The following is a 23,930-nucleotide window of genomic DNA, read 5'->3' as shown; positions in this document are numbered from 1 at the left end:
CTTCCGCTAATGCGCCAGATCGGTGGCGTTCTTTTGGCAATTCGTTAAACTGCTGCGGCCACTCAATAATTACACCGAGGCCGTGTGCATGAAATTTCGTCTCCTGCTGTGGGTGCTGGGCCTGATGATGGGCAAAGCCAGCCGCACCAATCCTGCCTTTCAGCAACAGCTGGGCGATAAAGACCTGGCGTTCCAGTTGCAGACCCTCGACGGCAAGGTTGCCCGTCACTTCATCGTCAAGAACCAGCGCATTACCAGCCGCTCGGGTGTGCACCCGGCGCCGGCGTTTGCGATTGCGTTCAAGGATGCCGCCTACGGCTTTGCCACGATGCAGGCGAAGAACAAGCAACTGGCATTCATGACGGGGATTCAGGACAAGTCGATCCAGATCAAGGGCAACCCGGCGCTGGTGATCTGGTTCCAGGGGTTGACCAAGTATTTGAGGCCGAAGAAAAAGAAGTAGGGTTTCAGGCAGACCGAGTTGAATTCATCGCAGGCAAGCCAGCTCCCACAGTCAACCGGGCTCCAGCCTTGGAATACGATCCCTTGTGGGAGCTGGCTTGCCTGCGATAGCTTTCTGACAGTCGTCAGCGTTATCCCTGGCTGAACTGAGAAGCCAGCTCGCGCAACAGCACCTCGGCATCCAGCACCTTGCCCACCACCTCTTCCGCTTTTTCGCGGCTCAGCCCCAGCCGCGCCAGCAGCGCATCCGGAATCGCCTCATCCGGCCCGGAACCCACGCCCCGGCTGCGCAGCAGGCGCACGGCCAGGCACACCAGGTTCGGGTATTCGGCGTACTGCCCGTCATAGGTTGGATCGTGCTGGAAGCGCAGCGCGGTGGACAGTTCGTCCGGCATGTCCCAGAAGCGCATCAGCCAGGCGCCGATCTGTTCGCGGCTGATGCCCAGCAAGTGTTGCTCCACATAGCTGTGGCACAGGTGCGGGTTGACTTCCAGGTGTCGGCAGATCAGTGAGAAGTGCGGCGGGAACACGTGGGCCAGCAGTAGGTAACCGAAATTGTGCAGCAGGCCGGCCAGGTACGTGAGGCCCGCTTCCGGACGCTGGGCGCGCGGCATGGCGCGGGTCAGACCTTCGATGACGGCGGCGGTGTAGATTGACTGGTGCCAGTACGGTGTGGCTTGGTGCGGGTTGTCCTTGGGCAGGCTCAAGGTCTTGCCGAGGGCCAGGCCCAGCGCGAGGTTGATCACCAGGTCGAAGCCCAGCACGCGCACGATGGCGTCTTCCACCGAGCGAATCTTGCCCGGCGAGGCGTAGTAGGGCGATGCGGCCCAGCTGACGACCTGGGCGGCCAGGGCCGGGTCGGTTTCGACTACGCCGGTGATGTCATCGATGGTGGCATTGGGGTCGACGCGCAGTTTGATGATCTTCTGCGCCGTGTCGGCCAGCGGCGGGATTTCGATGGTCGCTTCCAGGCGTTGCTGGATCCGGCGGGCAGTAAACGCCTGCATTGCCTGGGTGATTTCCTCGCGGTCGTCGTTGGGGCGGTCCAGGTTGGGACGGATATTGCGCAAGGGCTCACCGAACTGCGCGGCGCTGGCCTTGGTGAGCAGGGCCTTGAAGGCGTCGGTGGGAATGTCCAACAGCAAACCGGCTTCGCCCGAATGCACCAGCAAGCTGGGCTCGTTCAGCAGGCTGCCTTCATACAGGCAGGGCGAACTGGTCAGTGGCGGCAGGCCTGGCAGCAGATTCAGCTCGTGCTTGCTGAGCATGCGCTTGACGCGGTCCGGCTCCACGGCCGTCAGGCGCCGGCCGGTGAGTTCGGCGAGGCGGTTGAGGTCGAGCAACTGGTTCTGGGGGAACAGCACCATGAGGGCGCCCACCGCGTCTTCCAACAAGACTGCCTGGACCTTTCGCGCGGGGTTCAGGCCAGCGTGTTCGGCGACTTCCGTGTAGGGAATGGCAAGTTTTGCGAGCAGCGCCTGAACAACCGACGGGGCGGTCAGTGGGGCTGTGGCGAGGGCGACTTCTGACATGGCCTGATCCAAATTCGTACAGTCACCGAAGTATAACCAGCTTGTTACGCGTGAGGGTTGGATAAGTGCGCCAGCCGTCACACTTGGCCGTATTGCTGCCCGTGGCGCAGCCAGCGGTCCAGCAGCGGGCTGACGTGCTCGGGCCAGCGCTCCAGCAGCGCTTGCGCCGCATCGCGCACGGCGGGCAGCAGGTCGGCGTCGCGCATCAGGTCGGCGACCTTGAACTGCAGCAGGCCGGTCTGGCGGGTGCCGAGCATTTCGCCGGGGCCGCGCAGTTCGAGGTCTTTTTCGGCAATCACAAAACCGTCGTTGGTTTCGCGCATGATGCCCAGACGCTGGCGACCGATCTGCGACAGCGGCGGGTGGTACAGCAGCACGCAATGGCTGGCGGCGCTGCCCCGGCCCACGCGGCCGCGCAGCTGGTGCAGTTGCGCCAGTCCCAGGCGCTCGGGGTTTTCGATGATCATCAGGCTGGCGTTGGGCACGTCCACACCTACCTCGATCACGGTGGTGGCGACCAGCAGTTGCAGGTTACCGGCCTTGAACTCGGCCATTACCGCAGCTTTTTCCGCCGGTTTCATACGGCCGTGGATCAACCCGACCTTGAGCTCACCGAGGGCGCTGGTGAGGTCCTCGAAGGTGGTCTCGGCGGCCTGGCAGGTCAGTTCTTCGGACTCTTCAATCAGCGTGCACACCCAATAGGCCTGGCGCCCTTCGGCGCAGGCGCCGCGCACGCGTTCGATCACCTCGATGCGCCGCGTGTCGGTGACCAGCACGGTGTTGACCGGCGTACGGCCGGGCGGCAGTTCGTCGAGGATCGAGGTGTCGAGGTCGGCGTAGGCGCTCATGGCCAGGGTGCGCGGGATCGGCGTGGCAGTCATGATCAACTGGTGCGGGTTCATGCGTCCGCCCACGCCTTTCTGGCGCAATGCCAGGCGTTGCTGCACGCCGAAGCGGTGCTGTTCGTCGATGATGACCAGCGCCAGGTTCTTGAACTGCACTTCGTCCTGGAACAGCGCGTGGGTGCCCACCACCATCGGCGCGCCGTTGGCAATCTGCTCCAGCGCAGCTGCGCGCACCTTGCCCTTGAGCTTGCCGGCCAGCCAGGCGACTTCCAGGCCCAGGGGCTCGAGCCAGCGCTTGAAGGTGATGAAGTGCTGTTCGGCGAGGATCTCGGTGGGCGCCATCAGCGCCACCTGGTAACCGGCTTCCAGCGCCTGCAGGGCGGCGAGGGCGGCGACCACGGTTTTGCCTGCGCCCACGTCACCCTGGATCAGGCGCAGCATGGGTTCGTGCTGGCTGAGGTCGTAGGCGATTTCATTGCCCACGCGCTGCTGCGCACCGGTCGGCGCAAAGCCCAGGTTGGCCAGGTACTGCGCAGGCAGGCGCGTGGCCTTGGGCATCGCCGGCGCGCGCAGGGAGCGCATGCTTTCGCGCAGGCGTTGCTGGGACAGTTGGTGAGTCAGCAGTTCTTCAAAGGCCAGGCGATGCTGGGCCCAGTGATGGCCGAGGGCGAGCTCGTCGACATCGGCATCGGCCGGTGGGTGATGCAGGTAGCGAATCGCATCGGCCAAGGGCGCCAGTTGATAGTCGCGGGCCAGCTCCAGGGGCAGCCAGTCGGGCAGGCTCTGGGGGCCGAGCATCGTCAGCGTCTGCATGCACAACTGGCGCAGGCGCTGTTGGGTGAGGCCTTCGGTGAGCGGGTAGATGGGCGTGAGGGTGGTGTCCACCGGCGGTGGTTCGTCGCCGGTGATGGCGCGGTATTCCGGGTGATAGATTTCCAGCCCGGAGGCGCCAGGGCGCGCTTCGCCGTAGCAGCGCACGCGGGTCCCGCGCTTGAGGCCTTCCTTTTGTGCGTTGCTGAAATGATAGAAGCGCAGGCTCAGGCCGCCAGTGCCGTCCTGCAGGCGCACCACCAGGCTGCGGCGCTTGCCCATCACCACGTCGGCGCCGCTGACGGTGCCTTCGACCACCGCATCCTGCCCCGGGCGCAGTTGGCCGATGGGCACCACGCGGGTGCGGTCCTGGTAACGCAGGGGCAAGTGGAACAGCACGTCCTGGAGGTTTTCCAGGCCGACCTTGGCCAATTTCTCGGCCATGGCCTCACCGACACCCTTGAGTGCCGTCACCGACACCTGCGACAGCTCAGTCATACGTCTGCTTAGCTCGCAGCGGGCGGCTTGGCCACCGAGCACAGGCGGATCGAGTCGGCGAGGATCTCAATGGCTTTTGGCCGTGGGAAGCTGGCGCGCCAGGCGATCGCCACAGTGCGGAACGGCACCGGCGGCGTGAGTGGGCGCACTTCGATCACGCCGGGGGCGTAGTGATGGCTGTCCACCGCCGACAGCGGCAGGATCGAAATACCCAGGCCGGACGCGACCATATGGCGAATGGTTTCCAGGGAGCTGGATTCGACCGTGGTGTGCTTGGCGCCGTCGTTGCCCTTGGTCAGGGTCGGGCAGGCTTCGAGCACCTGATCGCGGAAGCAGTGGCCTTCGCCGAGCAGCAGCAGGCTCTTGTCGTTGAGCAGGCCGGCGTCGATGGTGGGCTTCTGCGTCCAGGGGTGGGAGGCCGGCATCAACACGTAGAACGGCTCGTCGTAGAGCGGCAGGGTCAGTACATCGGCTTCGTTGAACGGCAGGGCGATGATAATCGCGTCCAGCTCACCGTTGCGCAGTTTGTCGCGCAGCACGTGGGTGAAGTTCTCTTCGATGTACAGCGGCATCTGCGGCGCGACGCGGTGCAGTTGTGGAATCAGATGGGGAAACAGGTAGGGGCCGACGGTGTAGATGGCGCCGACCTTGAGCGGTGCGGTCAGCTGGTTTTTGCCGGCCTGGGCCAATTCGCGAATGCTTTGCGCCTGTTCCAGCACCTTCTGGGCCTGGGCGACGATGCCTTCGCCTACCGGCGTGAGGCGCACGGCGCTTTTGCTGCGCTCGAAAATCAGCACACCGAGTTCGTCTTCAAGCTTTTTCACGCCCACCGACAGCGTCGGCTGGCTGACGTGGCAACGCTCGGCCGCATGGCCGAAGTGTTGCTCCTGGGCGAGGGTCACGATGTAGCGTAATTCTGTAAGAGTCATAGCGGGCGTCCATGAAGTTGCGGGCCAAGCATACCGGCTGCAATCGATAGACGCACGTTATCAGAAGTTTGCTGGGGATTGAGCGGGGGCTGTCAAAGATGTGCTGAAAAACACGGCGGGAGGGAGCAAGCCCCCTCCCACAACCGCGTTGCTTAACGGCGGCGCTTCTCGATGTTGTAGACAAACGGCGCGACGATCTCGACGCTGCCGCCTTTCAACATGTCGGCTGGCGGCTTGGGCAACGGCTGGGCACGACGGATCATGTCCAGGGTCGCGCGGTCCAGGTCGGCGTTGCCGGAGCGGCCCACCAGCTCATAGGACAGCACGTTGCCTTCGCCATCCACCACGAAGCGCAAGCGGTTCAGGCCTTCCTTGCCACGGGCCTGGGCGCCTGGCGGGTACTTCTTGTACTTCTGCAAATGCGCCAGCAACGTGCCTTCCCAGGACGCCTTGGCCGCCAACTGCTGCGGTGATGGGCCGGGTGCCGGCTGCGCCGATTTTTCAACCGGGGCATTGTTTTTCGGCGTATCGCTGGGCGGCTGCTCGGAGGGTTTCTCCTTGGGCGGCTCGGGTTTTTTCTCAACCGGTTTGGGCGGCTGCGGTTTGGGCTTGGGCTTGACCGGCTTGGGCACCTGGATAGTCGGCTTGGGCGCTTCGGCCAGTTTCGGCAACGGCGGTTCTTCCACCGGTGCCGGTGGTGGGGTTACCACCTTTGGCGGAGCCGGTGGCGGCGGCGGAGCAGGCGCGGGTGCCAGGTCGATGACCATGGCCGCCGGCGGCAGCACCACCGTACGCGGTGCCGACCAGTGGAGCGCGATGGCAATCGCGATGGCGTGTACGCCCAGCACGACGGCGAGGCTGGTGCCATAACGCGTCAGTTTGTGGCGCGTCGTGATCATTTCTTGGCTGCCGTCTCAAGTCCGACCAGGCCTACCTTGAGGTAGCCGGCCGCCCGCAGGGCATCCATCACACTCATCAAGTCGCCGTAGTCCACGCCTTTGTCGGCCTGGAAGAAGATCGTCGTGTCTTTCTTGCCCTGGGTCTTGGCGTCGAGCACAGGTCCCAGGGACTCGGGTTTGACCTCTTCTTCGCCCAGGAACAGACGCTGGTCGGCCTTGACGCTGAGGAAAATCGGCTTCTCCGGACGCGGTGCCGGCTTGGCGCTGGACGCGGGCAGGTCAACCTTGATGTCCACGGTGGCCAAAGGCGCCGCGACCATGAAGATGATCAGCAGCACCAGCATCACGTCGATAAACGGTGTGACGTTGATTTCGTGGTTCTCGACGAGCTCGTCGTCGCCTTGATTCAAATGCAGGCCCATGGCCGATTACCCCACTTTCACCATGTGCGGTTGCGAGCTGCGCTCGGGAGGCAGGTGATCGAGGTCGCGGCTGACCAGCAGCAGCACTTCTGCCGACGCGTCCGACACCTGGGCCTTGTAGCCGGCGATCGAGCGGGCGAAGACGTTGTAGATCACCACCGCAGGAATGGCCGCCACCAGGCCCAAGGCCGTGGCCAGAAGCGCTTCGGCGATGCCAGGGGCAACGACGGCGAGGTTGGTGGTCTGGGTTTTAGCGATACCGATGAAGCTGTTCATGATGCCCCATACAGTGCCGAACAGACCGACGAAGGGCGCGGTGGAGCCGATGGTCGCCAGCACGCCGGTGCCGCTGCTCATGTTGCGGCCGCAGGCGGCAACCAGTCGCTCCAGGCGGAAGGCTACGCGTTCCTTGATGCCTTCCTTTTCGCGGGCGTTGGCTGACAGACGCATTTCTTCGAGCGCGTCGTGCACCAGAGTGTTGGCCAGGGTGCCTTTTTTGGTCGCCGTTTCGCTGGCTTCCTTGAGGGTGGTGGCTTTTTTCAGGTGGACGATTTCAGCGCGCAAACGACGCTTGGCGCCCAGCAGCTCGAAGCCTTTGGCGATCCAGATAGTCCAGGTGATGATCGAGGCGATGGCCAGGCCGATCATCACGGCTTTCACCACCACGTCGGCGTTCTGGTACATGCCCCATGGGGACAGGTCGTGGGCCATGCCCAGGGTGTTGTTTTCTTCAAGTACGACGCCGGTGTCGTCGGCGGGGGCCGGCGCAGCAGGGTCGGTCGCTGCTGGCGTGGCAGCGGGTGCAGCCGGGGTCGTGACATTTTGCTCGGCAGCGGCGGGCGTTGCGGGAGCGCTGGCATCAGCGAATGCGGCGGTCGGTGCCAGCATTACGCTGAACAGCAACGCAGCAATCGCGCGCCAGGCGCGGGACGGGCTGTGCGGCTTGGTTGGCGAAGCGGGGGTTGTAATACGTGTCATGCTGGCCGGACCTGAGAAGAAAAAATGGAGTGATCGTCCTTCCAGACCCGTCGCGGGCCGAGGACAAATGGGCGGTCATTATTGCAAGTAATTCTTGTTAACTAAAGTGCCAGTGTTACTTTATTTCTATTTTTACTGGCCGCTGAACCCCGAGCGCAGCTAACCTGCGCCTTTGAGAATGGAGTTTTGTGATGTCTACGCCTTCTGTTGTAATTGCCGGTTGCGGCGATGTGGGTAGTCGGCTGGCTAGCCAATTGCTGGCCTCGGGATGGGAGGTTCACGGCCTGCGGCGCGACATTTCGCGTCTGCCCGAGGGCGTCATTGGTATCGCCGGCGACCTGTTCAAAAAAGAGTGCCCCGACACCTGGCCGATCGGCGGGGTAGACTATCTGGTGTACTGCGCCGCTGCGACCGATCACGACGAGGCCGGCTATCGCGCGGCTTACGTGCAAGGGTTGCAGCATGTACTGGAGTGGCTGGATGACTATGGTCAGCAGCCCAGGCATCTGTTGTTTGTCTCCAGCAGCAGCGTTTATGGGCAGCAGAATGGCGAGTGGGTCGACGAAACGTCCGACACCCAGGCGCAGGGCTATTCCGGTCAAGTGATGCTGGAAGCCGAGCAAGTGGCGCTCAACAGTGGCATCCCGGCAAGCGTCGTGCGCTTGACCGGCATTTATGGCCCGGGTCGTGAGTGGCTGCTGACTCAGGTGCGCAAAGGTTATCGCGTGGCGACCGATCCACCTTTATATGGCAACCGCATCCACGCGGATGACGCGGCCGGCTTGTTGGCGTTTTTGTTGCGTCATGTGGAGCAGGGCGGTTCGCTGGACAAGGTCTATATCGGCGTGGACGACGAGCCTGCGCCGTTGGCCGACGTGGTGGGCTGGTTGCGTGATTACCTGGGTGTGACCGAATGGTCTGAGGATGCCAGCGTGCGGCGCGCGGGCAGTAAGCGATGCCGCAATGCGCGGATCAAGGCGCTGGGGTGGAAGCCGACTTACCCAACGTTCCGTGAAGGTTATGCGGCGATCCTCAAAGGCTGAAAATACCGTAAAAAAAGGTGGGAGGGGGGGCTTGCCCTAATGCCGTTCAGTTAAGCGCAGACTCCCTGTGGCGAGCAGGCTTGTCCTGCGTTGGGCTGCGCAGCAGCCCCACAAACAGGCGCTGAGCCGTATCAGGTACACCGCGTGTTGCTGGATTGGGGGCGCTTCGCACCCCAACGCGGGGCAAGCCCGCTCGCCACAATAAGCCCACACATTTTCCTTAACTGAACGGCATTAGCGCTTGCCCCCTCCCACATTTTGATCCCAGCTTTAACGGTGGTTACTTTTCGAGCAACCATTGGCGAGGGCCAGGGGTAAACGACGGCACCTCGTCCGCTTGCGCCGTATTCACCGCCTGAAAAATCTCCAACTGCTTGCCCTTGCGCGCAAAAATCCACGGGTTGCCCTGACCGTTCAGTTGCAGCCAGATGCTGTCGTAGCCGCCGCTCATGGAGGCGCAGTCGCCTGCCAGGCACAGCGAGTAGCGGTCCACGCCGGGCAAGCCGACAACTTTGCCGTCCGCCTGGAACTGCACCGTGGCGCCGTCGCCGAAGCCGTCGGTGATTTTCCAGTCGCCGCCCATATAAGCCCCATACAGGGCGCGTTCGAAGTTGGCGCCCAATGGCGCGCCTTCTGGCGCAGGGTCCTTGGCGCGGGCAAAGAGCTGTTCGGGCTCGTTGTCGTTGGCTACTTGCAGCAGTTGCCGGCCTTTGCGCTTGAGTTCGGTGGCGGAGCTGCCGTAGAAGTCCACGCTCCAGGCGCCGGACTTGTCGCCGGCCAATTTGCCCTCAGCTACTTCAAAGCCGTTGTAATAACGCGCCTGCGCGGCCTTGGTGTTGACCTCCCATTCGAGGTTTGGGCCAAAGCGCTGCAACGCTTCACGCAAAGGACCGCCCTTGGCTGCTGCGTCGATGGCGACCTGATTGATCCAGGTGCCGCTTACATCCCGGTCGGCTGGATTGCTGGCGCAGCCGCCGAGCAACAAGGCGAGCAACGAAGAGGCTACAAGCGCTTTGCGCATCATGAAATCCTTCTGAAACGAGATCGGCGCAGCCTGTGCGGGCTGCGCCGGGTGTTTATTCGATGACCAGGATCGCGTCCATTTCGACCTGTGCGCCCTTTGGCAGGGCGGCGACGCCGATGGCCGCGCGGGCTGGGTACGGCTGTTCGAAATATTTGCCCATGATCTCGTTGACCTTGGCGAAGTGGCTCAGGTCGGTGAGGAAGATGTTCAGTTTGACAATGTCCTTGAACGAACCGCCTGCTGCTTCGGCCACCGACTTGAGGTTTTCGAACACTTGTAAGGTCTGTGCTTCGAAGCCTTCGACCAGTTCCATGGTCTTCGGGTCCAGCGGAATCTGGCCGGACATATAGACGGTATTGCCCGCCTTGATTGCCTGGGAGTAGGTGCCGATGGCGGCGGGGGCTTTGTCGCTGGTGATGACGGTCTTGGTCATGTGTGACTCCTTGTTAGAGGTGGCTTAGGCACGCATACGGGTGATGCGGATAACCCCGATCAAAGCGCGCAGCTTTTTGATTACGCGGGCCAGGTGCACGCGGTCGTGCACGCTGACCACCAACTGGACTACGCTGATGCGGCCATCGCGCTCGTCCATGCTGATTTTCTCGATATTGCCGTCGGCCGCGTTGACGCTGCTGGCCAGCAGCGCGATCAGGCCACGCTGGTGTTCCAGCTCCACGCGCAGCTCGACGTTGAATTCGCCGGTAACATCCTTGGCCCACGAGAGCTGGATGCACTTTTCCGGGTTGTGGCGGATTTCGGTGATGTTGCGGCAGTTGTCCAGGTGCACCACCATGCCCTTGCCTGCCGACAGGTGCCCGACAATCGGGTCGCCCGGGATCGGCGTGCAGCACTTGGCATAGCTGAGCACCAGGCCCTCGGTGCCACGAATCGCCAGCGGGCCTTCGGGGCTGGGCAGTTGTTCGCCTTCGCCGAGCAGGCGCCGCGCCACCACATAGGCCATGCGATTGCCCAGGCCGATGTCTTCCAGCAGGTCTTCGATGGTTTCCTGGCGATACTCGTGGAGCATTGCTTGCACGCGTTCGTGCGCGATCTTGTCCAGGGCGCTGTCGAAGCCGTTGAGCACCTTGTTCAGCAGGCGTTCGCCCAGGCTGATCGATTCGGAACGGCGCTGCAGCTTCAGCGCATGGCGGATGTGCGTGCGTGCCTTGCCGGTGACCACGAAGTTGAGCCAGGCCGGGTTCGGGCGGGCGCCCGGTGCGCTGACGATCTCCACCGTGGAGCCGCTTTGCAGCGGCTCGGACAACGGGGCGAGACGGCGATTGATCCGACAGGCAATGCAGCTGTTGCCGACGTCGGTGTGTACGGCGTAGGCAAAGTCGACCGCCGTGGAGCCTTTGGGCAGCTCCATGATGCGGCCTTTGGGCGTGAACACGTAGACCTCGTCCGGGAACAGGTCGATCTTCACGCTTTCGATGAATTCCAGAGAGTTGCCGGCCCGTTGCTGCATTTCCAGCACGCCCTTGACCCATTGACGAGCGCGGGCATGGGTGCCTTTGGGCTGCTCGTCGCCGCTGGATTTGTACAACCAGTGCGCGGCGATGCCGTTATTGGCCATTTCTTCCATTTCGCGGGTGCGGATCTGGATCTCGATCGGCACGCCGTGCATACCGAACAGGGTGGTATGCAGCGATTGATAGCCGTTGGCCTTGGGAATGGCGATGTAGTCCTTGAAGCGCCCCGGCAGGGGTTTGTACAAATTATGTACAGCGCCAAGCACACGATAGCAGGTGTCGACCTTGTCAACGATGATGCGGAACGCGTACACGTCCATGATCTCGTTGAAGGCCCGGCGCTTGCCGCGCATCTTCTTGTAGATACCGTAGATGTGCTTTTGTCGCCCGCTGACCTCGCCCTCGATTTCGTCGATGGCCAGGCAATGGCTCAACGACTCTTCGATCTTGTTGACGATTTCCTTGCGGTTGCCACGGGCGCGTTTGACCGCCTGGTAGATGCGCGCCGAACGCATCGGGTGCATGGCCTTGAAGCCGAGGTCTTCGAATTCGATACGAATGGCATGCATGCCCAGCCGGTTGGCGATGGGCGCGTAGATTTCCAGGGTTTCCTTGGCGATGCGCCGGCGTTTTTCACCGGACAGCACTTCCAGCGTGCGCATGTTGTGCAGCCGGTCGGCCAGCTTGACCAGGATGACCCGAATGTCGCGGGCCATGGCCATGGCCATTTTCTGGAAGTTTTCCGCCTGGGCTTCGGCCTTGGTCTCGAAGTTCATCTGGGTCAGTTTGCTGACCCCGTCGACCAGCTCGGCCACGGTTTCGCCAAATTGCGCATTGAGCGCTTCCTTGGCAATGCCGGTGTCTTCGATCACGTCATGCAGCATCGCGGCCATCAGGCTCTGATGGTCCATGTGCATGTCGGCAAGAATATTGGCCACCGCAAGAGGATGGGTGACATACGCCTCGCCGCTGCGGCGGCGTTGGCCGTCGTGGGCTTGTTCGGCGTAGAAATACGCTCGGCGGACCAGGTTGACCTGGTCGGGACCGAGGTAGGCCGATAAGCGATCGGCGAGGGCGTCTATGCTCGGCAAAGTGTGAACTCCTGCCGAAGGCTGTGACCCCGCGCCGTGCTACGTCGACCAGGCATAGGCTTAGACGGCCTCGTTGGACTCGTCCTCGAACGCTGCAAACAGCGGTTCGTCTTCAACGATTTCAGCGTTGGCGATGAACTCGTAGCTCATCAGGCCTTCGGCGATTTCACGCAGGGCCACAACGGTAGGCTTGTCGTTTTCCCACTGGACCAAAGGCTCTTTGCCGCCAGTGGCAAGTTGACGGGCACGCTTGGTAGAGAGCATGACCAGCTCAAAGCGGTTATCCACGTGTTCTAGGCAGTCTTCAACGGTTACGCGGGCCATGGTATTCCTCGGAGCGAATGCAAGATGCGCGCTGCCCGGCTGGGCGAGCGGACTGAGCAGTTTAAAAAAACACCAGCGTTTAGGGAAGCGCTGATTTTAGCGACGCCCTTGCAAAACCGCTGCAAGTGCCAATGTAAGGCCCTTGCGGCGGTTTTGGGAAGGGTCAATCAGCCGAGCAGTTCGGCCAGTAACTTGCCGAAACGCTGCTGCTGGCGCTTTTGCTGGAGCTGATTGGCGCGGAAAATCGCCTTCAAGTCGTCCAGCGCGTGGGCAAAGTCGTCATTGATGATCAGATAGTCGTAGTCGACGTAGTGGCTCATTTCGCTGACGGCTTCGCGCATGCGGCCTTCGATGATCTCGTCGCTGTCCTGACCGCGATTGGTCAGACGCTGGTGCAAGGCCTGGAGCGAGGGCGGCAGAATGAAGATCGAACGCGCCTTGGGCATCAGCTGGCGTACCTGCTCGGCGCCCTGCCAGTCGATTTCCAGGATAAGGTCATGGCCTTCGTCCAGGGTCTGCTGCAGGTGACTTTGTGAGGTGCCGTAGAGGTTGCCGAATACTTCGGCGCGCTCCAGAAAGTCGCCGTGCTCGATCATCTTGACGAACTCGGTACGCTCGACGAAGTGATAGTGCACGCCGTTCACTTCGCCCGGGCGCATGGCGCGAGTGGTGTGGGAGACCGAAATGCGGATCTGCTCGTCAGCGTCGGTCAAGGCCTTGACCAGGCTGCTCTTGCCCGCGCCCGAAGGGGCGGAAATGATGTAAAGGGTGCCGGTGCTGTGGGTCATGAAGGTTGCCTTACTCAATATTCTGTACTTGTTCGCGCATCTGCTCGATCAACACTTTGAGGTTGACCGCAGCCGTGGTGCTGCGCGGGTCAAACGCCTTGGAGCCGAGTGTATTGGCTTCGCGGTTGAGTTCCTGCATCAGGAAGTCCAGGCGCCGACCGGCGGCGCCGCCGGACTTGAGCACGCGGCGCACTTCGAGGATGTGGGTGCTCAGACGGTCGAGCTCTTCGGCGACGTCGCTTTTCTGCGCCAGCAGCACCATTTCCTGCTCCAGGCGCACGGGGTCGAGGTCGGCCTTCATGTCGGTGAAGCGGTCGAGCACCTTCTGGCGCTGGGTGGCGAGCATCTGCGGCACCAGCTCGCGCAGGATGACCACGTCGGCCTCGATGGCGGTCAGACGCTCGCTGATCAAGCGCGCCAGCTCGGCACCTTCGCGCTCGCGGCCGGCCTTGAGCTCCTTCAAGCCCTGGGTGAACAGGGCGAGGGCCTGGGCATTAAGGGCCTGCGGGTCGCTGGCGTCGGCCACCAGCACGCCGGGCCAGGCCAGCACTTCCAACGGGTTCAGGGCGGCCGGCTGCTTGATCAGACCTGCGATGGTTTCGGCGGCGGCGACCAATTGCGCGGCGCGCTCGCGATCCACTTGCAGCGGCTTGCCGGTGGTTTCTTCGGTAAAGCGCAGGGTGCATTCCAGCTTGCCCCGGGAGATGCCCTGGCGCAGGGCTTCACGCACGGCGCCTTCGAGGTCGCGGAACGATTCCGGTAGACGCAGGTGCGGCTCCAGGTAGCGGCTGTTGACCGAGCGCAGCTCCCAGCTCAGGGTGCCTTGGGCGCCGGCTTGTTCGACGCGGGCGAAGGCGGTCATGCTGTGCACCATGGAGGTACCTCGCGTTGCAGCCCGCAGACACGGGCTGATGGTTAAAGCTTTCTGTAGGGGCGAGCAAGCTCGCTCCCGCAGTCTGAAGGCGCGGGATTGTAGCGCAACGGGAGGAGCGCGCCCAAACCCGAGCATTCGTAACCGGATTTTAAGAAGTGCCCCGAATCGGTTCGCCGCTCTATAATGCTCGGCAGTTTTTCGTCCTCAGTACAGGAATCCCCTATGAAACGTCCAAGTGGTCGCGCTGCCGATCAGCTCCGCTCGATCCGCATCACCCGCAACTACACCAAACACGCCGAGGGATCCGTACTGGTCGAGTTTGGCGATACCAAGGTGATCTGCACCGTCAGCGTCGAAAACGGCGTGCCGCGTTTCCTCAAGGGCCAGGGCCAGGGTTGGCTGACCGCCGAGTACGGCATGCTCCCGCGTGCTACCGGCGAGCGTAACCAGCGCGAAGCCAGCCGTGGCAAGCAGGGCGGTCGTACCCTGGAAATCCAGCGCCTGATCGGCCGCTCCCTGCGCGCGGCCCTGGACATGTCCAAGCTGGGCGACGTGACCCTGTACGTCGACTGCGACGTGATCCAGGCCGACGGCGGCACGCGCACCGCGTCCATCACCGGCGCCATGGTGGCCTTGGTTGACGCACTCAAAGTCATCAAGAAGCGCGGCGGCCTCAAGGGCGGCGACCCGCTCAAGCAGATGATCGCCGCCGTGTCGGTGGGCATGTACCAGGGCGAGCCTGTGCTGGACCTGGATTACCTGGAAGACTCGGCCGCCGAGACCGACCTCAACGTGGTGATGACCAGCACCGGTGGCTTCATCGAAGTGCAGGGCACCGCCGAAGGCGCGCCATTCCAGCCGGCCGAGCTGAATGCCATGTTGGCCCTGGCCCAGAAAGGCATGACCGAGATTTTCGCACTGCAGAACGCCGCCCTGGCTGACTGAAATCCGCCTCAAGGAGAAGCGCCATGAATGACCAGCAACTACCAGTGCCCACGCCTTCGTACGAAGTGCGTCAGGGAGCAATGTTGTGCCATCTCGCGGCGTTTCTGGGGTTCGTGTTCCCCTTCGGCAGCGTCGTGGGGCCGCTGATCCTGTGGCAGATGAAGAAGGAAGTGGACCCGTTCATTGATGACCAGGGCAAGGAAGCCTTGAACTTCCAGATCACCGTGGCCATCGCCTGGATCGTCTGCATTGTGCTGGCGTTTGCGGTCATCGGTTTTTTCCTGATGACGGCCCTGGCCATCGCCAGTGTGGTGCTGACGATCATCGGTTCGATCAAGGCCAACAAGGGTATCGCCTATCGCTATCCCTTGACCTGGCGACTGGTCAAATAATGAGCGCCCACAAAAAAACCGACAGCGATGTCGGTTTTTTTGTGCCTGGAAAAGACCTCAGATGGTCAGGGTCCAGTCGTAGTCCACGATCAGCGGTGCGTGCTGCGAGAAGCGCGGCTGGCGCGGCAGGCGTGCGCTGCGAACAAACCGGCGCAGTCCTGGGGTCAGCAACTGGTAGTCGAAACGCCAGCCCAGGTTGAGCATCTCGGCCTGCTCGTTGTCTGGCCACCAGCTGTACTGATCGCCTTCACGGCTGACTTCGCGCAGGGCATCCACATAGCCCATGTTGCCGACAATCTCGTCCATCCAGGCCCGTTCCGGCGCCAGGAAACCCGGGGATTGCTGGCTGTCGCGCCAGTTCTTGATATCCAGCTTCTGTTGCGCCACATACAGCGAGCCACAGTAAATGTACTCGCGACGTTTGCGCCGCTGTTTATCCAGGTAACGGGCGAAATCGTCCATTAGCTTGAACTTCTGGTTCAAGTCTTCATCGCCGTTCTGCCCCGAAGGGAGCAGCAAGGTCGCGATGCTGACCTTGTCGAAATCGGCTTGCAGGTAGCGCCCGTAGCGGTCGGCTGTCTCAAAGCCCAGGCCGCTGATGACCGCCTTGGGTTGCAACCGCGAGTACAAAGCCACGCCACCTTGGGTGGGCACTTCGGCATCGCAGGCATAAAGGAAGTAGCCATCCAGTTGGAAGGCTGGGTCGTCCAGTTCAAAGGCGGAGGCGCGGGTGTCCTGCAGGCAGATGACGTCGGCATTCTGTGCTTGCAGCCAACTGAGCAAACCACGCTCGACTGCAGCCTGAATACCATTGACGTTCACACTGATGATCCGCATAAATGGCCCCAAAAATCGCGTGCGTGTATGATACACGCCGTCTACCTAATTAGCTAAATCCGTGGTATCTGAGGCTTTTTTCATGCAGGCGTATCAACGCGATTTCATTCGTTTTGCCATCGATCGCGGCGTTTTGCGCTTCGGTGAATTCACTCTGAAGTCCGGGCGCACCAGCCCGTATTTCTTCAATGCAGGCTTGTTCAACTCCGGTTCGGCGCTGGCTCAGTTGGGTCGTTTCTACGCGGCGGCCATCGTTGAAAGCGGGATTTCCTTTGACGTGCTGTTCGGCCCGGCCTACAAGGGCATCCCCCTGGCCGCCGCGACCGCCGTGGCCCTTGCCGAACATCACGGGCAGGATCTGCCCTGGTGTTTCAACCGCAAGGAGGCCAAGGCCCATGGCGAAGGTGGCAGCCTGGTGGGTGCACCGCTGACCGGCGATGTGCTGATCATCGACGACGTGATCACCGCCGGCACCGCGATCCGCGAAGTGATGCAGATCATCGCCTCGCAGGACGGCGCCAGGGCCGCCGGTGTGCTAATTGCGCTGAATCGCCAGGAACGCGGCAACGGCGAGTTGTCGGCCATCCAGGAGGTGGAGCGCGATTTCGGTATTCCGGTGGTGAGCATCGTGTCGTTGAACCAGGTGTTGCAGTTCCTGGAAGATGATCCGCAGCTCAAGCAGCATTTGCCGGCGGTGCGTGCGTACCGCGAACAGTTCGGCGTCTGACACCGATAGCGCTGTGCCAGAAAGACAATGTGGGAGGGGGCAAACCCCCTCCCACATTTTGATTACGGCGGTGTTCAGGGACGCTTGCGATTACTGATCAGCGTGCCCACGCCGGTATCGGTGAAGATCTCCAGCAGGATCGCATTCGGCACGCGGCCATCCAGGATCAACGAACTGCCGACCCCGCCTTGCACCGCTTCCAGCGCACAACGAATCTTCGGCAGCATGCCACCGTAGATGGTGCCGTCGGCGATCAGCTCATCCACCTGCTGCGTGGTCAGGCCGGTCAGCACCTTGCCTTCCTTGTCCATCAAGCCGGCAATGTTGGTCAGCAGCATCAGCTTTTCAGCCTTCAGCGCTTCAGCCACCTTGCCCGCCACCAGGTCGGCGTTGATGTTGTAGGACTCACCGTTGGCGCCCACGCCGATTGGCGCGATCACCGGAATAAAGTCGCCCTTGACCAGCAGGTTGAGCAGGTCGGTGTTGATGCCGATCACTTCGCCCACTTGGCCGATGTCGATGATTTCCGGTTGGGTCATCTCCGGTGTCTGACGGGTCACGGTCATTTTTTTCGCCCGGATCAGCTCCGCGTCTTTACCGGTCAGGCCGATGGCGCTGCCGCCGTGGCGGTTGATCAGGTTGACAATGTCCTTGTTGACCTGGCCACCCAGGACCATCTCCACCACGTCCATGGTCTGCGCGTCAGTGACGCGCATGCCATCAATGAAGTGACTCTCGATCGACAAGCGCTTGAGCAGGTCGCCGATCTGCGGGCCGCCGCCGTGCACCACCACCGGATTGATGCCCACGGCTTTCATCATCACGATGTCGCGGGCAAAGCCGGTTTTCAGCTCCTCGCTTTCCATGGCATTGCCGCCGTATTTGATCACCAGCGTCTTGCCGACGTAGCGTCGAATGTAGGGCAACGCTTCGGAAAGGACCTTGGCGGTATTGGCAGCAGCTTCGCGTTCGAGGGTCATGCAGGGCTCCGGGCAAAAAATCAGAACGGTAATTGGAGATCGGGGGCAACACGTTTCAACTGGGCGTGGAACACGTCTTTGATGCGCTGCAACTCAGCCTCGGTATCCGCCTCGAAACGCAGGACCAGCACCGGCGTGGTGTTGGACGCGCGAACCAGGCCCCAGCCTTTGGCGTAATCGACGCGAACACCATCAATGGTGGTCAGGTTGGCGCCTTCGCCCCATTGTGCATCGTGCAATGTGTCAATGATGCTGAATTTGCTCTCCTCGGTCACATGGATATTGATCTCCGGCGTGGAAATATCATTCGGGAAGGTTTGGAACAGCTCTTCGCAGGTGGATTTTTCCTTGCTGAGGATCTCAAGCAGGCGCGCAGCGCTGTAGATGCCGTCGTCGAACCCGAACCAGCGCTCCTTGAAGAACACATGGCCACTCATTTCGCCAGCGAGCAGGGCGCCGGTTTCTTTCATTTTCTTTTTGATCAACGAATGGCCGGTCTTCCACATTAGCGGACGACCGCCGTATTCCTTGATCAGCGGCGTCAGGCGACGGGTGCATTTGACGTCGAAGATGATCTCCGCGCCAGGGTTGCGCGCTACCACGTCGCGGGCGAACAGCATCAGCAGGCGGTCCGGGAACACGATCTCGCCGGTTTCAGTCACCACACCGACACGGTCGCCGTCACCGTCAAAGGCCAGGCCCACATCGGCACCGACTTCCTTGACCTTGGCGATCAGGTCCACCAGGTTTTCAGGTTTGCCCGGGTCCGGGTGATGGTTGGGGAAGTGGCCGTCGACGTCGCAGAACAGCGGGATCACTTCGCAGTTCAGGGCTTCGAGCAGCTGCGGAGCGATCACGCCGGCCGCGCCATTGCCGCAGTCCACTACCACTTTCAGGCGGCGCGCAAGTTTGACGTCACGGGTGATTTCATCGGAGTAGCGTTGCAGGATGTCGACCCGGGTGATGCTGCCCTGGCCGCTGGTCAGGTCATTGGTCTTCAGGCGCGTGTGCAGGGCCTGGATCTGTTCGTTGGCCAGGGTGTCGCCGGCAATGACGATCTTGAAGCCGTTGTAGTCTGAAGGGTTGTGGCTGCCGGTCAGCATCACGCCGGACTTGCCAGCCAGTACGTTGGCCGCGTAGTACAGCGCCGGCGTTGGCACCAGGCCGACGTCACTGACATGGCAGCCGCTGTCGGCCAGGCCCTGGATCAGTTGCTCCACCAGTTCCGGGCCGGACAAGCGGCCATCGCGGCCCACCGACACGTTCGGCTCGCCCTGGGCCAGGCTCTGGGAGCCGATGGCGCGGCCAATCCAATAGGCGGTTTCAGCGGTCAGGGTCTTGGGCACAACGCCACGAATGTCGTAGGCGCGGAAAATGCTGTCGGGGAAGGTCGGGGCGACGCGGGGTGCGGTACTCATCGCGGGGGGAATCTCCATAAGAAAGGGGCAAGGCTGGCCTTTAACTGACTGACCGGCAGGCTCAAACTGAAGGGTATGACGGCGTTTTCGGCGGGGAGTTCGTAGTGCAAAAAGGCCATCGGCGCGTCAGCGTCTGCCCTACTAAAGCGTAATGCCTTGATTTTGCTGAGAAAATCTCGCTGATTAAATCCGCGCATTCTTCATCCTGAAAAGCCATGCGGTGGCGTCTGGCCGGATAAACGCATCCGGCCAGATTCAGCTTAGTCAGTGGCTGCCAGAATGCCCAAAACCACCTGCGCCGCGTTGTGTTTCATCAAATTCCTGAACCAGTTCGAATTGCGCCTGCACCACGGGCACCAGCACCAGTTGGGCGATGCGTTCGCCTACGGCAATGTTGAACGCTGTCTGACCACGGTTCCAGCACGACACCATCAGCTCGCCCTGGTAGTCGGAATCGATCAGGCCCACCAGGTTGCCCAGCACGATGCCGTGTTTGTGGCCAAGGCCCGAGCGCGGCAGGATCAGCGCGGCCAGGCCCGGGTCGCCGACGTAGATCGACAGGCCGGTAGGAATCAGGATCGTCTGGCCTGGTTCGAGAACGGTGTCCTGCTTGAGCATGGCGCGCAGGTCCAGACCGGCGGAACCGGGGGTGGCGTAGGCGGGCAGCGGGAAGTCGGTGCCGATGCGGGGGTCGAGGATCTTGGCTTGCAAAGCGTGCATGGAGATTAAACCTGGTTCAGCCGTAGGGCGATAAAAGAGATCAGTTGGCGGGCAATCTTGCCCTTGCTGGTCTGGGCGAAAAGGGTGGCGTGCAGCTCGCGGTCAATCACGCTGCAGGCGTTTTCCTCGCTGTTGAAGCCGATGCTGGGGTTGGCGACATCATTGGCAACGATCAGGTCGAGGTTTTTATCTTTCAGTTTGCGTGCTGCGTAGTCGAGCAGGTGTTCGGTCTCGGCCGCGAAGCCGACGCTGAACGGGCGGTCCGGGCGGGTGGCGATGGTGGCCAGGATGTCCGGGTTGCGCACCATTTGCAGGAGCAGGCCGTCACCGTTTGTAGGGTCTTTCTTGAGCTTTTGCGGGGCGATGACTTCCGGGCGGTAATCCGCAACCGCTGCCGAGGCGATAAACAGGTCGCACGGAATCGCGGCTTCACAGGCTGCCAGCATGTCCCGGGCGCTGACTACGTCGATTCGCGTGACGCGATCGGGGGTCGGCAGATGCACCGGGCCGGTGATCAGGGTGACGCGCGCGCCTGCCTCGACCGCCGCTTCCGCCAGGGCAAAGCCCATTTTTCCTGAGCTATGGTTGGTGATGTAGCGCACAGGGTCGATGTTTTCCTGGGTCGGGCCTGCGGTAATCAGCACGTGCCTGCCGGTCAGCGCCAGATGCTGGAAGCACTCGGCGGCGCACAGCGCCAGGTCGTTGGCTTCGAGCATGCGGCCCATGCCGACGTCGCCGCAGGCTTGGCTGCCGGATGCCGGGCCGAACACCTTGAGGCCACGGCTTTGCAGGAGCTGGGTGTTGGCCTGGGTGGCCGGGTCGCGCCACATGGCCTGGTTCATCGCCGGAGCAATGGCGACGGTGGCGTCGGTGGCCAGTACCAGGGTGGTCAGCAGGTCATCGGCGATGCCTTGGGCCAGGCGCGCGATCAGGTCGGCGGTGGCCGGAGCGATGAGCACCAGGTCTGCCCATTTGGCCAGTTCGATATGGCCCATGGCAGCTTCGGCGGCCGGGTCCAGCAGGTCCAGGTGAACCGGGTGGCCCGACAGGGCCTGCATGGTCAGCGGCGTGATGAACTCGCTGCCGCCGCGGGTCATGACCACGCGCACTTCGGCGCCCTGGTCCAGGAGCCTGCGAACCAGCTCTGCGCTCTTGTAGGCGGCAATGCCGCCGCCGACGCCGAGAACGATGCGTTTCCGATACAGACGCTGCATTGGTTTGCCTTTCCAGTTCAGTGAAGCCAGTTCAGTGACGCCTGCGATGCCTGCTCCCCAGGTGAAATCGCAGGCAAAAAAGAGGGCCTACGATAACACAGCGTCCGCCTGGCAACAGCGGCGCGCAGGGGTGCATATGGAGAGGGGCGTGACATGAGTATTCGCGATTGGCCAGCCGCTGAGCGGCCGCGGGAGAGGCTTCTGGAATGGGGGGCGGCGAGTCTGTCAGACGCCGAATTGCTGGCAATCTTTCTGCGTACCGGGGTGTGCGGCCTGAGCGCGGTGGACCTGGCGCGCCATCTGTTGACGCGCTTTGGCGGCCTGCGTCCGCTGCTGGAGGCCAGCCAGACACTGTTCAATCAGCAACTGGGCCTGGGCCCGGCAAAATACGCCCAGCTGCAGGCGGTGATGGAAATCGCCCGGCGCCATATGGCCGAGGGTTTGCGTCATTATTCGGTGCTGGAAAGCCCCGAAGCCGTGCGCGATTACCTCAAGGCGCTGCTGCGCCATGAACCTCACGAGATTTTTGGCTGCCTGTTTCTTGATTCCAGGCATCGCGTGCTGGGTTTCGAGGCATTGTCCCAAGGCACCATCGACAAGGCGCAGGTTTATCCCAGGCAGGTGGTCAAGCGTGCGCTGGCCTACAACGCGGCGGCGTTAATCCTGTGTCACAACCATCCTTCGGGCAGTGCCGAACCCAGTGCGGCTGATCGAAAATTGACCAGGACCTTGCAAAGCGCCCTGGAAATGGTGGATGTGCGGGTGCTGGATCACATCATCGTGGGTGACGGTGATCCATTATCGATGGCGGAGTACGGCTGGATGTAACGCCACCCGCCGCAACGATCAGGGTTTGACATTGACCCTGGAGAAATCCTGCCGGCCAAACGGACTCACCTGGTACCCCTCGACATTCTTGCGCGTCAGGGCAAATGCCGTTGGATGTGCCAACGGCAACCACAGCGCCTGTTGCTGGATCTGCGCCTGGGCCTGCTGGTACAGCTTGCTGCGCACCCCTTGTTCGCTGGTGGTCTTGCCGGCGCTGATGAGTTTGTCCAGCGCAGGGTCGCAATAGCGGGCGAAGTTTGTGCCGGATTTGACTGCCGCGCAGGAAAACTGCGGGGTCAGGAAGTTATCCGGGTCGCCGTTGTCACCCGCCCAGCCCATGAACAGCAGGTCATGCTCACCTGCCTTGGCGCGGCGGATCAGCTCGCCCCACTCGATCACGCGGATCTCGGCCTTAATGCCGACCTTGGCCAGGTCTGCCTGCAACAGCTGTGCGCCCAGACTCGGGTTGGGGTTCAGCAGGCTGCCAGTGGGACGCGTCCATAGGGTGGTTTTGAAGCCGTCCTTGAGTCCGGCGCGCGCCAGCAGGGCTTTGGCCTTGGCGAGGTCCTGTGGATAACCCGGCAAGTCCTTGGCGTAGCTCCAGGTGTTGGGTGGGAACGGACCGTTGGCTGCCTCGGCGGTGCCTTCAAACACCGCTTTAAGGTAACTGTCCTTGTCAAAGGCCAGGTTGATGGCCTGGCGCACTTCCGGTTTGTCCAGCGGCGGATGCTGGCTGTTGATGGCAACGAAAGCGGTCATGAACGCTGCGGTTTTTTCCACCTTGAGCGCCGGGTCTTTCTCGGCTTCGCTCACGTCCAGAGGCTTGGGCGACAGGGCGATCTGGCATTCATCACGGTGCAGTTTCTGCAGGCGCACATTGGCGTCCGGGGTAATGGCAAAGATCAGGTTGTCCACCGCCGGTTTACCGGCGAAATACTCCGGGTTGGCCTTGTAGCGCACCACGGCGTCCTTCTGGAACCGCGTAAAAATGAACGGGCCGGTGCCGACGGGCTGGCTGTTGAGCTTCTCAGGAGTGCCGGCCTTGAGCAGTTTGTCGGCGTATTCGGCCGGGTAGATCGAGGCAAAGCCCATGCTCAGCGTCGCGAGGAAGGTCGAGTCGGCGTGATCCAGAGTAAAGCGCACCGTCAGCGGGTCGAGGGCATCGATCTTCTTGACCAGCGTGGGTAATTGCAGCGATTGCGCGTGGGGGAAGCCGCTCTGGGCGATCTTGTGCCAGGGGTTGGCAGGGTCGAGCATGCGTTCGAAGCTGAAGCGCACGTCTTCAGCTGTGAGGGTGCGGCTCGGAGTGAAATACGCGGTGCGATGGAATTTCACGTCGGGGTGCAGCTTGAAGGTGTAGGTCAGGCCATCCGGCGAAACATCCCAGCTGTCCGCCAGGCTCGGCACCAGCTTGCCGCTGTTCGCGTCGTAGTCCACCAGACGGTTCATCAGCACATCGGCCGAGGCATTGGTGGTAGTCAGCGAGTTGTATTGCACCACATCGAACCCTTCGGGGCTGGCCTCGGTGCACACGCTCAGATTGGAGGCCGCAGACGCCAGCGGGGCGATGAAGAAAGGGGCTAGCAAGAGCGGTAGGGCAGCGAGGCGCATGGTCGGTTTCCTTTGCAGATCGAAGGCCCATCTGCGAGTGCAGTCTGGAAAAGTCCTACCGTAGTGGTCTGATGAATAAATGACTAGCCCATTTTTGCCTGTGCTTTTGCCGTAAATGCTGTTTTGATGGCGCCTCAGACGGTAACGCGCTGCGCTTTGCGGCGCGCACGGGCGCTGAAAATCATTCTGTGCGACGAGCGGTCGGCTATGGCAGCGGCCCCTCCTGGCAACGGTTCAGGCGGCAACTGCGCAGATTTACGCCGGTAA

Annotated in this window: 23 protein-coding genes and 1 pseudogene; 6 read left to right on the top strand and 18 right to left on the bottom strand. The window is 62.0% G+C overall.

Annotated elements, in window-relative coordinates; all coding sequences use genetic code 11:
- The first annotated feature begins 88 nt into the window (after positions 1-88).
- Positions 89-463: a hypothetical protein gene (locus tag H045_RS20335; RefSeq protein ID WP_003231659.1), complete on the top strand. Its 375-nt coding sequence runs from the start codon at positions 89-91 to the stop codon at positions 461-463.
- Between the two features lie 130 nt (positions 464-593).
- On the opposite strand, the gene H045_RS20330 is transcribed toward H045_RS20335, so the two are convergent.
- The 6 genes from H045_RS20330 to exbB all read right to left on the bottom strand — a co-directional run bounded on the left by H045_RS20330 (position 594) and on the right by exbB (position 7,375).
- Complete coding sequence (locus H045_RS20330; protein WP_003231657.1) at positions 594-1,994, bottom strand: aminoacyl-tRNA deacylase and HDOD domain-containing protein; 1,401 nt, start codon at positions 1,992-1,994, stop codon at positions 594-596.
- Positions 1,995-2,071: 77 nt separating this feature from the next.
- On the bottom strand, positions 2,072-4,147 hold the full coding sequence (gene recG / locus H045_RS20325) for an ATP-dependent DNA helicase RecG (RefSeq protein ID WP_015373301.1): 2,076 nt from the start codon (positions 4,145-4,147) through the stop codon (positions 2,072-2,074).
- Positions 4,148-4,155: 8 nt separating this feature from the next.
- Positions 4,156-5,076 carry a hydrogen peroxide-inducible genes activator gene (locus H045_RS20320; protein WP_003231654.1) on the bottom strand — a complete coding sequence of 307 codons (921 nt, stop codon included), beginning with the start codon at positions 5,074-5,076 and terminating at the stop codon, positions 4,156-4,158.
- 152 nt (positions 5,077-5,228) lie between these two features.
- Positions 5,229-5,975, bottom strand: coding sequence for an energy transducer TonB family protein (locus tag H045_RS20315; protein ID WP_003231651.1), 747 nt, complete (start codon positions 5,973-5,975; stop codon positions 5,229-5,231).
- Entirely contained in the window at positions 5,972-6,397 is a 426-nt protein-coding gene (exbD, locus tag H045_RS20310) for a TonB system transport protein ExbD (RefSeq protein ID WP_003231649.1), read from the bottom strand. Before exbD ends, H045_RS20315 begins: the two co-directional genes overlap by 4 nt.
- A gap of 6 nt (positions 6,398-6,403) precedes the next feature.
- Entirely contained in the window at positions 6,404-7,375 is a 972-nt protein-coding gene (exbB, locus tag H045_RS20305; protein WP_003231647.1) for a tonB-system energizer ExbB, read from the bottom strand.
- Positions 7,376-7,566: 191 nt separating this feature from the next.
- Here exbB and H045_RS20300 point away from each other — a divergent pair, with 191 nt between their 5' ends.
- Positions 7,567-8,418: an SDR family oxidoreductase gene (locus H045_RS20300; protein WP_003231646.1), complete on the top strand. Its 852-nt coding sequence runs from the start codon at positions 7,567-7,569 to the stop codon at positions 8,416-8,418.
- Between the two features lie 280 nt (positions 8,419-8,698).
- On the opposite strand, the gene H045_RS20295 is transcribed toward H045_RS20300, so the two are convergent.
- The 6 genes from H045_RS20295 to H045_RS20270 all read right to left on the bottom strand — a co-directional run bounded on the left by H045_RS20295 (position 8,699) and on the right by H045_RS20270 (position 13,991).
- A complete protein-coding gene (locus H045_RS20295) occupies positions 8,699-9,439 on the bottom strand; it encodes a hypothetical protein (RefSeq protein ID WP_015373300.1) in 741 nt (246 codons plus the stop codon).
- Positions 9,440-9,494: 55 nt separating this feature from the next.
- The gene (locus H045_RS20290; RefSeq protein ID WP_015373299.1) at positions 9,495-9,875 is read right to left on the bottom strand and encodes a RidA family protein; all 381 of its coding nucleotides are present in this window, start codon (positions 9,873-9,875) and stop codon (positions 9,495-9,497) included.
- Positions 9,876-9,899: 24 nt separating this feature from the next.
- A complete protein-coding gene (gene spoT, locus H045_RS20285; protein WP_003231642.1) occupies positions 9,900-12,005 on the bottom strand; it encodes a bifunctional GTP diphosphokinase/guanosine-3',5'-bis pyrophosphate 3'-pyrophosphohydrolase in 2,106 nt (701 codons plus the stop codon).
- Between the two features lie 60 nt (positions 12,006-12,065).
- The gene (gene rpoZ, locus H045_RS20280; protein ID WP_003176920.1) at positions 12,066-12,329 is read right to left on the bottom strand and encodes a DNA-directed RNA polymerase subunit omega; all 264 of its coding nucleotides are present in this window, start codon (positions 12,327-12,329) and stop codon (positions 12,066-12,068) included.
- Positions 12,330-12,496: 167 nt separating this feature from the next.
- A complete protein-coding gene (gmk, locus tag H045_RS20275; protein WP_003231640.1) occupies positions 12,497-13,117 on the bottom strand; it encodes a guanylate kinase in 621 nt (206 codons plus the stop codon).
- A 10-nt stretch (positions 13,118-13,127) separates the two neighbouring features.
- On the bottom strand, positions 13,128-13,991 hold the full coding sequence (locus H045_RS20270) for a YicC/YloC family endoribonuclease (protein WP_015373298.1): 864 nt from the start codon (positions 13,989-13,991) through the stop codon (positions 13,128-13,130).
- 222 nt (positions 13,992-14,213) lie between these two features.
- Between H045_RS20270 and rph the strand changes: the two genes are divergently transcribed.
- Positions 14,214-14,936: a ribonuclease PH gene (gene rph, locus H045_RS20265; protein WP_003176917.1), complete on the top strand. Its 723-nt coding sequence runs from the start codon at positions 14,214-14,216 to the stop codon at positions 14,934-14,936.
- Between the two features lie 23 nt (positions 14,937-14,959).
- Complete coding sequence (locus H045_RS20260; protein ID WP_003231635.1) at positions 14,960-15,328, top strand: DUF4870 domain-containing protein; 369 nt, start codon at positions 14,960-14,962, stop codon at positions 15,326-15,328.
- 57 nt (positions 15,329-15,385) lie between these two features.
- Here H045_RS20260 and H045_RS20255 read toward each other — a convergent pair whose 3' ends face one another.
- Positions 15,386-16,165, bottom strand: a complete 780-nt coding sequence (locus tag H045_RS20255; protein WP_003195493.1) for an exodeoxyribonuclease III — start codon at positions 16,163-16,165, stop codon at positions 15,386-15,388.
- Positions 16,166-16,247: 82 nt separating this feature from the next.
- On the opposite strand from H045_RS20255, the gene pyrE reads away from it, so the two are divergent.
- The gene (pyrE, locus tag H045_RS20250) at positions 16,248-16,892 is read left to right on the top strand and encodes an orotate phosphoribosyltransferase (protein ID WP_015373297.1); all 645 of its coding nucleotides are present in this window, start codon (positions 16,248-16,250) and stop codon (positions 16,890-16,892) included.
- Positions 16,893-16,966: 74 nt separating this feature from the next.
- Here pyrE and argB read toward each other — a convergent pair whose 3' ends face one another.
- From argB to coaBC, 4 genes and pseudogenes are all read right to left on the bottom strand, one after another.
- Positions 16,967-17,872: an acetylglutamate kinase gene (gene argB / locus H045_RS20245; protein WP_003231632.1), complete on the bottom strand. Its 906-nt coding sequence runs from the start codon at positions 17,870-17,872 to the stop codon at positions 16,967-16,969.
- 20 nt (positions 17,873-17,892) lie between these two features.
- A pseudogene (locus H045_RS20240) lies at positions 17,893-19,308 on the bottom strand (phosphomannomutase/phosphoglucomutase); the annotation flags it as partial.
- Between the two features lie 246 nt (positions 19,309-19,554).
- Complete coding sequence (dut, locus tag H045_RS20230) at positions 19,555-20,010, bottom strand: dUTP diphosphatase (protein ID WP_003231628.1); 456 nt, start codon at positions 20,008-20,010, stop codon at positions 19,555-19,557.
- A 5-nt stretch (positions 20,011-20,015) separates the two neighbouring features.
- A complete protein-coding gene (coaBC, locus tag H045_RS20225; RefSeq protein WP_003231625.1) occupies positions 20,016-21,224 on the bottom strand; it encodes a bifunctional phosphopantothenoylcysteine decarboxylase/phosphopantothenate--cysteine ligase CoaBC in 1,209 nt (402 codons plus the stop codon).
- 153 nt (positions 21,225-21,377) lie between these two features.
- On the opposite strand from coaBC, the gene radC reads away from it, so the two are divergent.
- A complete protein-coding gene (gene radC, locus H045_RS20220) occupies positions 21,378-22,052 on the top strand; it encodes a RadC family protein (RefSeq protein WP_003231623.1) in 675 nt (224 codons plus the stop codon).
- 18 nt (positions 22,053-22,070) lie between these two features.
- Here the strand turns inward: radC and H045_RS20215 are convergent, their stop codons facing one another.
- Positions 22,071-23,663, bottom strand: coding sequence for an ABC transporter substrate-binding protein (locus H045_RS20215; RefSeq protein WP_003231621.1), 1,593 nt, complete (start codon positions 23,661-23,663; stop codon positions 22,071-22,073).
- Between the last annotated feature and the right edge of the window lie 267 nt (positions 23,664-23,930).

Origin of the sequence: Pseudomonas poae RE*1-1-14, from assembly GCF_000336465.1 — a bacterium.
Taxonomy (GTDB): domain Bacteria; phylum Pseudomonadota; class Gammaproteobacteria; order Pseudomonadales; family Pseudomonadaceae; genus Aquipseudomonas; species Aquipseudomonas poae.
This window is presented reverse-complemented; position numbering and strand designations above follow the sequence as displayed.

What these genes read in the sequence shown, in the direction of transcription:
- H045_RS20335 (WP_003231659.1), top strand. Translation starts at nt 89, where the DNA reads ATGAAATTTCGTCTCCTGCTGTGGGTGCTGGGCCTGATGATGGGCAAA.
- H045_RS20330 (WP_003231657.1), bottom strand. Translation starts at nt 1,994, where the DNA reads ATGTCAGAAGTCGCCCTCGCCACAGCCCCACTGACCGCCCCGTCGGTT.
- recG (WP_015373301.1), bottom strand. Translation starts at nt 4,147, where the DNA reads ATGACTGAGCTGTCGCAGGTGTCGGTGACGGCACTCAAGGGTGTCGGT.
- H045_RS20320 (WP_003231654.1), bottom strand. Translation starts at nt 5,076, where the DNA reads ATGACTCTTACAGAATTACGCTACATCGTGACCCTCGCCCAGGAGCAA.
- H045_RS20315 (WP_003231651.1), bottom strand. Translation starts at nt 5,975, where the DNA reads ATGATCACGACGCGCCACAAACTGACGCGTTATGGCACCAGCCTCGCC.
- exbD (WP_003231649.1), bottom strand. Translation starts at nt 6,397, where the DNA reads ATGGGCCTGCATTTGAATCAAGGCGACGACGAGCTCGTCGAGAACCAC.
- exbB (WP_003231647.1), bottom strand. Translation starts at nt 7,375, where the DNA reads ATGACACGTATTACAACCCCCGCTTCGCCAACCAAGCCGCACAGCCCG.
- H045_RS20300 (WP_003231646.1), top strand. Translation starts at nt 7,567, where the DNA reads ATGTCTACGCCTTCTGTTGTAATTGCCGGTTGCGGCGATGTGGGTAGT.
- H045_RS20295 (WP_015373300.1), bottom strand. Translation starts at nt 9,439, where the DNA reads ATGCGCAAAGCGCTTGTAGCCTCTTCGTTGCTCGCCTTGTTGCTCGGC.
- H045_RS20290 (WP_015373299.1), bottom strand. Translation starts at nt 9,875, where the DNA reads ATGACCAAGACCGTCATCACCAGCGACAAAGCCCCCGCCGCCATCGGC.
- rpoZ (WP_003176920.1), bottom strand. Translation starts at nt 12,329, where the DNA reads ATGGCCCGCGTAACCGTTGAAGACTGCCTAGAACACGTGGATAACCGC.
- gmk (WP_003231640.1), bottom strand. Translation starts at nt 13,117, where the DNA reads ATGACCCACAGCACCGGCACCCTTTACATCATTTCCGCCCCTTCGGGC.
- H045_RS20270 (WP_015373298.1), bottom strand. Translation starts at nt 13,991, where the DNA reads ATGGTGCACAGCATGACCGCCTTCGCCCGCGTCGAACAAGCCGGCGCC.
- rph (WP_003176917.1), top strand. Translation starts at nt 14,214, where the DNA reads ATGAAACGTCCAAGTGGTCGCGCTGCCGATCAGCTCCGCTCGATCCGC.
- H045_RS20260 (WP_003231635.1), top strand. Translation starts at nt 14,960, where the DNA reads ATGAATGACCAGCAACTACCAGTGCCCACGCCTTCGTACGAAGTGCGT.
- H045_RS20255 (WP_003195493.1), bottom strand. Translation starts at nt 16,165, where the DNA reads ATGCGGATCATCAGTGTGAACGTCAATGGTATTCAGGCTGCAGTCGAG.
- pyrE (WP_015373297.1), top strand. Translation starts at nt 16,248, where the DNA reads ATGCAGGCGTATCAACGCGATTTCATTCGTTTTGCCATCGATCGCGGC.
- argB (WP_003231632.1), bottom strand. Translation starts at nt 17,872, where the DNA reads ATGACCCTCGAACGCGAAGCTGCTGCCAATACCGCCAAGGTCCTTTCC.
- dut (WP_003231628.1), bottom strand. Translation starts at nt 20,010, where the DNA reads ATGCACGCTTTGCAAGCCAAGATCCTCGACCCCCGCATCGGCACCGAC.
- coaBC (WP_003231625.1), bottom strand. Translation starts at nt 21,224, where the DNA reads ATGCAGCGTCTGTATCGGAAACGCATCGTTCTCGGCGTCGGCGGCGGC.
- radC (WP_003231623.1), top strand. Translation starts at nt 21,378, where the DNA reads ATGAGTATTCGCGATTGGCCAGCCGCTGAGCGGCCGCGGGAGAGGCTT.
- H045_RS20215 (WP_003231621.1), bottom strand. Translation starts at nt 23,663, where the DNA reads ATGCGCCTCGCTGCCCTACCGCTCTTGCTAGCCCCTTTCTTCATCGCC.